This window comes from Hyalangium sp. (genome assembly GCF_035629615.1).
GTDB lineage: Bacteria > Myxococcota > Myxococcia > Myxococcales > Myxococcaceae > Hyalangium.
On sequence record NZ_DASPHO010000393.1, the window covers coordinates 1 to 6,584 of the forward strand.

5 protein-coding genes are annotated in these 6,584 nt (G+C 69.9%); all 5 read right to left on the reverse strand.

Going from position 1 to position 6,584, the window contains the following annotated elements; translation table 11 throughout:
* Positions 1–13: 13 nt before the first annotated feature.
* On the reverse strand, positions 14–2,680 hold the full coding sequence (locus tag VD972_RS20340) for a carboxypeptidase regulatory-like domain-containing protein (RefSeq protein WP_324989470.1): 2,667 nt from the start codon (positions 2,678–2,680) through the stop codon (positions 14–16).
* Between the two features lie 58 nt (positions 2,681–2,738).
* Complete coding sequence (locus tag VD972_RS20345) at positions 2,739–4,178, reverse strand: trypsin-like peptidase domain-containing protein (protein WP_414654091.1); 1,440 nt, start codon at positions 4,176–4,178, stop codon at positions 2,739–2,741.
* Between the two features lie 52 nt (positions 4,179–4,230).
* A complete protein-coding gene (locus VD972_RS20350) occupies positions 4,231–4,860 on the reverse strand; it encodes a nucleotide exchange factor GrpE (RefSeq protein WP_324989478.1) in 630 nt (209 codons plus the stop codon).
* A gap of 138 nt (positions 4,861–4,998) precedes the next feature.
* Positions 4,999–5,247: an RNA polymerase sigma factor region1.1 domain-containing protein gene (locus VD972_RS20355; protein WP_324989472.1), complete on the reverse strand. Its 249-nt coding sequence runs from the start codon at positions 5,245–5,247 to the stop codon at positions 4,999–5,001.
* Positions 5,248–5,335: 88 nt separating this feature from the next.
* On the reverse strand, positions 5,336–6,584 hold a 1,249-nt coding region (locus VD972_RS20360; RefSeq protein WP_324989474.1), incomplete at its 5' end, for an ATP-dependent metallopeptidase FtsH/Yme1/Tma family protein.

Below are 6,584 nucleotides of genomic sequence, written 5' to 3' on the forward strand. Positions count from 1 at the left end.
GGCCTCAGGCCCCTCAGGGCTGGCCGACCAGGATGTCCCCCACGTCCACCGTCTGGCCCTCCACCAGCGTCACCCTCACCCGCTTGAAGTCATTGCGGCCCAGGACGATCAGGATGTGCTCCCCCAGGGGCACACCCTCCAGGGTGAAGCGTCCATCGGCTCCCGTGGAGTGCTCTGGGTTCAGGGGCCGATCCTCAGCGATGAAGAAGAGGGCCCCGGACACCGGCTCCTGGGTCGCCACATCCAGCACCCGGCCCCGGACACTTGCCGTGCCCTGGAGGGGGATCTCCACCTCGGCCACCGCTCCAGAGGCGGGAGTCACGAGGGCTGTTCCTCCCAGGCCCTCCGGTGTGCGGACCGTCAGCCTCACGGGCTCCGCGGGGACTTCGTGCAGCTCGAAGCGATCGCCCGGGAACTCCCGCGTGCTGTGGTCCATCAGGAAGCTGCGGAGATCCTGAGACTCGACGGAGAGGGTGAAGCCCTTCACGGGAGCGCCCCCGCCGGTGCGGATGACGCGGCCTCGCACCGACACCGCGGGCCGGAGCCTCACGACGACGTGTTGCTCCCCCGGTTTCACGCCCCGGAGCTCGCCAATGCGCCCCCCACTGCGGGCGATGAGCTTCAGACGGTTCGGTGTGGTGGCATCCTCCTCGGTCAGCGAGAACGCGAACCGCCCCTCCTCGTCCGTGGGCGTGTTCATGCGCGGCCCTCGCACGCCCTCATCAGGGAGCAAGGTGACGAACGCCTCCGGGCAGGGATGGCCGTCCGGCTCGACGACGGTGCCCCGGAGGCTGTCCCTCTCGCTCGTCTTGCTCTGCCAGGTCAGCTCCACCTGGACGGTCTTCCCCGCCTCGATCTCCACCTCCGTCGACTCACTCTCGCCAAAGGGCCAGCGCTCCGCGAGCGCCACGCGCAGATCGTAGGTTCCCGGCGGCAGCGTCATCCGAAAGGCCCCCGTGGCATCCACATCCCTCGGGCGGAACTCTGTGGTGCTCGTGCCACTGCCGGCCTTCGGGAAGGCCAGCGCGATCAACGACTCAGTGGGCAGAGAGCCGCTGGCGGGGCGGACCCTGCCTTCCACCGTGCCCAGCTCCCCCAGGATGAAGTCCAGCTGGGCCGTGTCGCCCTCGACGACGTCCACCACCTGCCTCACTCCAATCGTCGCCCCCTCTCCGCGGGCCGTGAGGCTCACGGGGCCCGCAGGCAGGCCCTCGAGACGGTAGAGCCCCTCGACGTCGGTGCGAGCCTCGACAGGTGTGCCGTCCAACACGCCTCCCCAGCGGTTGCTGCTGACCACCTGCGCACCAGCCACGGGCTGACCGGCTGCGTCCCGGACCTGACCCTCCACCGCCCCGGTGCCCATGAGCTGGAGCTCGAGGGGAAAGCTCTCGCCCGCGGACACCGTCAGTGCGCGCCGGCTGAGGGAAGCAAAGCCCGTCGCGTTCACCACCAGGTCATAGCTGCCGGGCGCCAGGCCTCCCACGGAAAAGCGGCCCGTGCCATCCGTCACGGCGCGGCCCGAGTCCCCGCTGTTGCCGTAGGGGCTCACGTCCACCTTGGCACCTTCGATCGGCGCGCCCGTGGCACGAGCCATCACGCGCCCCTCCAGCACCGCGCTCTTCCCCAGCTGGATGCGGAGCTCTCTCACGGTCTTCCCCGCACTAACGATGACGGGGCTGCGCAGCGAGCCCGCCTCGTCGCCCCGCCGCGCCGACACGATGTGGGTTCCTGGATCCACCTCGACGGAGAAGCCTCCGCCCTGACCCGTGGTGACCACCTCGGGGACGCGCCCGCCCACGTGGACCTCGGCCCCCGCGGCTGGGGCTCCGTGTGCGTCCACGACGAAGCCCTCGATGACACCGGCCGCATGGAGCGCCACCGTGAGAGGACTGGCCGCCGGCACCATCACCCGCCGCAGCACGGCCCGGACATGCCCCACCGCCCGTGCCTCCAGCAGGTAGTTGCCTGGAGCCAGCCCCTCCACGCGGAAGTTCCCCCGCTCGTCGCTCGCGGCGTACACCCGCTCCTCCGCGGGCGCCTCGGCGCTCTGCCAGACCTCCGGCTCGCGGCCGTATGCGGTGAGGACGAGCTCCACCAGCGGCAGCGGCTCTCGCGTGCCCTCCTCCACCGTGCGGCCCGTGAGAATCTGGCCGGACTCCAGCGAGATGCGCAGGAACGTGCGCGACTCGCCATACGGACGCACCACGTCTCGCAGCACCAGCCCATAGCCCTGCGCCCTCACCGCGACCAGATAGCTCCCAGGCCTCGAGGCCAGCCGGGCCAGCCCTTGGCCGTCCGTGCCGCGGGCGCTCGCCAGTCGCCAGGACACCTCGTTGAGGTTCGGATCTCGGGTGCCGCGCCAATACAGCCGCACGCTGGCACCGGGCACCGGCTGCTCCTCCGCGAGCACCTCGACTTCCAGCACCCCGTCCTCTTCGGAGGGAACCTGGGCCAGGGAGGGTGTGCTGCCCGCATCCGCGGAGCCTCGCACGCCCATGTCCTCGGGGCTCTCCGGCTGCGGCACTGCGCCCGCCCGCCCCGCCGCCGCCTGGGTATGTCCCACGGCAGCGGAGGCCTCCTCAGTGCCCGGGACCGGTTCCGGCCCTGGCGTGCGCAGCAGGAAGAAGAGCGCGAGTCCTACACCTCCAAGGACCGCTCCCCCGATGATGGGTCTGCGCATGGTTCTGATGGCCCTCAATCAGAGGTGATGAGGGCCGACATTACTCGCCTTCTTCGGCTCAGGGTGAGAGCGCCACGTACTGCTGAACATCCCCGCGCTGCACGCGCAGCAGGACATTGGAGCCCGCCTCACCCTTCTCCAACGTCGCGCGGATGGCCGCCATGTCTTTCACGCGGCGGCGATTCACCTCGATGATGAGATCCCCTGCACTCAAGCCCGACCGAGCGGCCGGGCTGCGCGGGACGACGCCCGTCACCAGCACCCCTGCATAGGGCTCGTGTCCCAGCTGCGAGGCCACCTCCGGCGAGAGCTCCTTCAGCACCATGCCCAGCTCATCCATGTTGCCAGGGCTGTCCAGCGCCTCCAGCGTCTCCGGGGCCGGGCGCTCCGACAGCGTCACCGTCACCTCTCGCGTCTCGGCGCCGCTCAGCAGCGTCAGCTTCGTCTCGGTGCCGGGCGCCAGCAGCGCCACCTTGCGCAGCATCTGCAGGTACGAGCCGATGGGCTTGCCGTTGACGGCCACCACGCGATCGCCCGGGCGGATGCCCGCCTTGGCGGCCGGGCTGCGGCGATAGACGCCCTTCACCACCAGGAAGCTCTTCTCGTCCGTGGGCCGCGCGTCATCGATGTTCACCCCGAGCCACCCGCGCTCCAGCCGACCGTTCTCGCGCAGGTTGGGCAGCAGATCCTTCACCATGTTGATGGGCACCGCGAAGCCGATGCCCTGCCCCTGGCTCATGATGGCGGTGTTCACCCCCACCACCTCGCCGCGCATGTTGAAGAGCGGACCGCCGGAGTTGCCCGGGTTGATCAGCGCGTCCGTCTGGATGAAGTCGTCGAAGGCGCCCACGCCCAGCACGCGCTCCTTGGCGGAGATCATCCCGTGGGCCACCGAGTGATCCAGCCCGAACGGGTTGCCAATGGCGACCACCCAGTCCCCCACCTCGAGCCGGTCCGAGTCCCCCAGATAGACGGCCGGGAGCTCCTCGGGGCTCACGTCGCGCACGCGCAGCAGCGCCACGTCCGTGGACGCATCGCGCCCCACCACCTCGGCGGAGAACTCGCGGCCGTCCGCCAGGCGCACGACGATCTGCTGCGCCTTGGCCACCACGTGGTTGTTCGTCACCACCAGCCCGTCCGGGGTGAGCACGAAGCCCGAGCCCGAGGAGCGCCTCGCCACGCCCAGCTGATCTCGCACGTTCACCGTGGTGATGTTGACGACGCCCGCCTCCACCGCGCGGATCAGCGGCGCCAGCGAGGTGGGCGGGACGAAGCTCGGAATGCCCGGGTCGTCGGCCACGCGCTCACGCCACAGCCCCAGGTGCCCCGCGGCGCTGGGGTTCCGCTCCGCCGAAGCGGCGAGCCACACGGCGTGCTCGCGGGCCCGGGCCTGGAGCCAGGCATCCACGCCCGGCTCGGCGCTCGCGGCCGTGGCAAGCCCCAGGAGGAACAGAAGCAAAGAGCGAGGTAGAGAGAGAGCGACCATCAATCGGGCCATGGAGACGGAGGCAACAACCACCCCCCCCGCCTATTTCCCGCTGGGGGGCCGGTCAAGCCTGCGCTGGAGCCACGTACTTTGCCACTTTCACTCTGGCTGGACGGATGACCCGATCCTTCAGCCGGTAGCCTGCCCGCACCTCGGCCACCACCCGCTGATCCTCCTCCGGCTGGGGGGTGAGCTCCATGTCGGCGGCCTCGGCGGTGTTGGGATCAAACGGCTGCCCCACCACCTGGATGCGCTCGATCCCCATGCCCTGTACCTTGGAGAGCAGCCCGTCGCGGATCATCTTCACGCCCTGGCCCAGCGCGGAGCTGGCCTCGGGCCCGCTCATGGCGAGGGAGCGATCCAGCTCGTCGATGGCCTCCAGCAGCGTCACCGCCACGTTGCCGCGCTCCACGTCCATCATCCGCTCGCGCTCGCGGGTGAGCCGCTGCTTGAACTCCTCGCGGTCCTTGTTGACCGCCTGGTACGCCCGCGCCAGCTCATCCACGCGGCGGCGGGCTGCCTCCAGCTCGGCCTCCAGCCGCTGGAGCTCTGCCTCCGCAGCGGGGAGGACTTCCTGCCGAGCCTCTGTCTGCTCGGACGCAGGGCCGTCGGACGACTGCGCCTGCTGCGCGGCCACCGGCTCAGCGCCGTTCTGCTCCTGCGTGCTTGCCTGGGTACGGGGATTGTCGTCCATGTCGAACCTGCGTCGATCGTTGACGCGGGATTGCGCGCCGTTGTGGGTGTCGCTCATCTCCTACATCCCTGAACAGCCCGAACGTAACCGCCTGCCCGGGTCTGTCAACGCGCGATGTAAGCCGAACGGTCGATCGGACTAGTGCTCCTGGGGAGCCGGCTCCTGGTCTTCGAGCAGGAAGCCGTGGTCCACCTGGCCCGTCACCTCGTCGATGATCTCCACCTGCGCGGCTCGCAGCGAGTAGTACAGCAGCCAGCGCTCGGCCGCGGTCAGCGTCCCCGGAGGCAGTGCGCTCTCGATCTCCTGCACCGTCAGCCGGCCCTCGCGCAACCCCTTCGCGAAGAGCTCCTTCCGGGCCACGTAGCTCTTGCCGATCCTGTTCTCCACGAGCGCCGCCTCCTTTCGCCACAACGTAATTCTCCTTTTGGACGCTGCAGGCGAGCCAACGGTGCACGGACGCCCGCAGCCCAGGCGATCAAGCATCCCGGAGAGACTCGGAATGCTGGGTAGGAGGATTCCCTTCCTGCTCCGCCGCGGGGTGCGCAGAGACCACCTGACGGGCCTCGGGGTGAATCAGGCCGCGCTCGGGGACGACCTTGGGCCCGAGGATGGGGATCATGGCCTCCTCCTCGATGACCTCGGTGGCGAGCAGGCGCGCGGCCAGGGCCTGCACCTTGTCGCGGTGGGCGTGGAGCACCTGGCGGGCGCGCTCGAGCGCCTCCGTGACGAGCTTGCGGACCTCCTCGTCCACCATGCGCGCCGTCTGCTCCGAGTAGGTGCGCGCCTCGGGGACGCCCGCGGAGCGCAGGAAGGGCGACGTATGCTCCGCGCCGAGCGACACCGGCCCCAGCGAGCTCATGCCGTAGTCCTTCACCATCATCCGGGCGATCTCCGAGGCCTGCTTGAGATCGTTGGAGGCGCCCGTGGAGATCTCTCCGATGAAGATCTCCTCCGCGGCACGGCCGCCCATCATCCCGGCCATCTTGTCGCGCAGCTCCTCCAGCGACATGAGGTAGCGATCCTCGAGCGGCAGCGACATGGTGTAGCCCAGCGCCGCCAGGCCACGGGGGATGATGGAGACCTTCGTCACCCGCTCCGTGTGGGGCAGCATCCAGCCCACCACGGCATGACCGGCCTCGTGGTGCGCGACGATCTCCTTCTCGCGCTCGTTCATGCGACGGTTCTTCTTCTCCAGGCCCGCCACCACGCGCTCGATGGCCTCCTCGAAGTCCGCCCGCATCACGGCGTCCCGGTTGCGCCGGGCGGCCAGCAGCGCCGCCTCGTTCACCACGTTGGCCAGATCCGCGCCGACGAAGCCCGGCGTGCGCGCGGCGATGGCCTTGAGGTCCACATCCGGCCCCAGCTTCACGTTGCGCGAGTGGATCTCCAGCACGCGCTCTCGGCCCCGCTTGTCCGGCCGATCCACCAGCACCTGCCGATCGAAGCGGCCCGGGCGCATGAGCGCGCTGTCGAGGATCTCCGGGCGGTTGGTGGCCGCCAGGATGATGAGGCCCGTGCGGCCGTCGAAGCCGTCCATCTCCGCCAGCAGCTGGTTGAGCGTCTGCTCGCGCTCGTCGTGGCCGCCGGCGATGCCGGAGTTCCGGCTCTTGCCGATCGCGTCCAGCTCGTCGATGAAGATGATGCACGGGGCCTTGAGCTGCGCCTGGGCGAAGAGGTCTCGCACCCGGGCCGCGCCCACGCCCACGAACATCTCCACGAATTCA

Excerpts from the sequence above, each read along its gene's own strand:
- VD972_RS20350 (WP_324989478.1), bottom strand. The coding sequence starts at position 4,860 with ATGGACGACAATCCCCGTACCCAGGCAAGCACGCAGGAGCAGAACGGC.
- VD972_RS20345 (WP_414654091.1), bottom strand. The coding sequence starts at position 4,178 with ATGGCCCGATTGATGGTCGCTCTCTCTCTACCTCGCTCTTTGCTTCTG.
- VD972_RS20340 (WP_324989470.1), bottom strand. The coding sequence starts at position 2,680 with ATGCGCAGACCCATCATCGGGGGAGCGGTCCTTGGAGGTGTAGGACTC.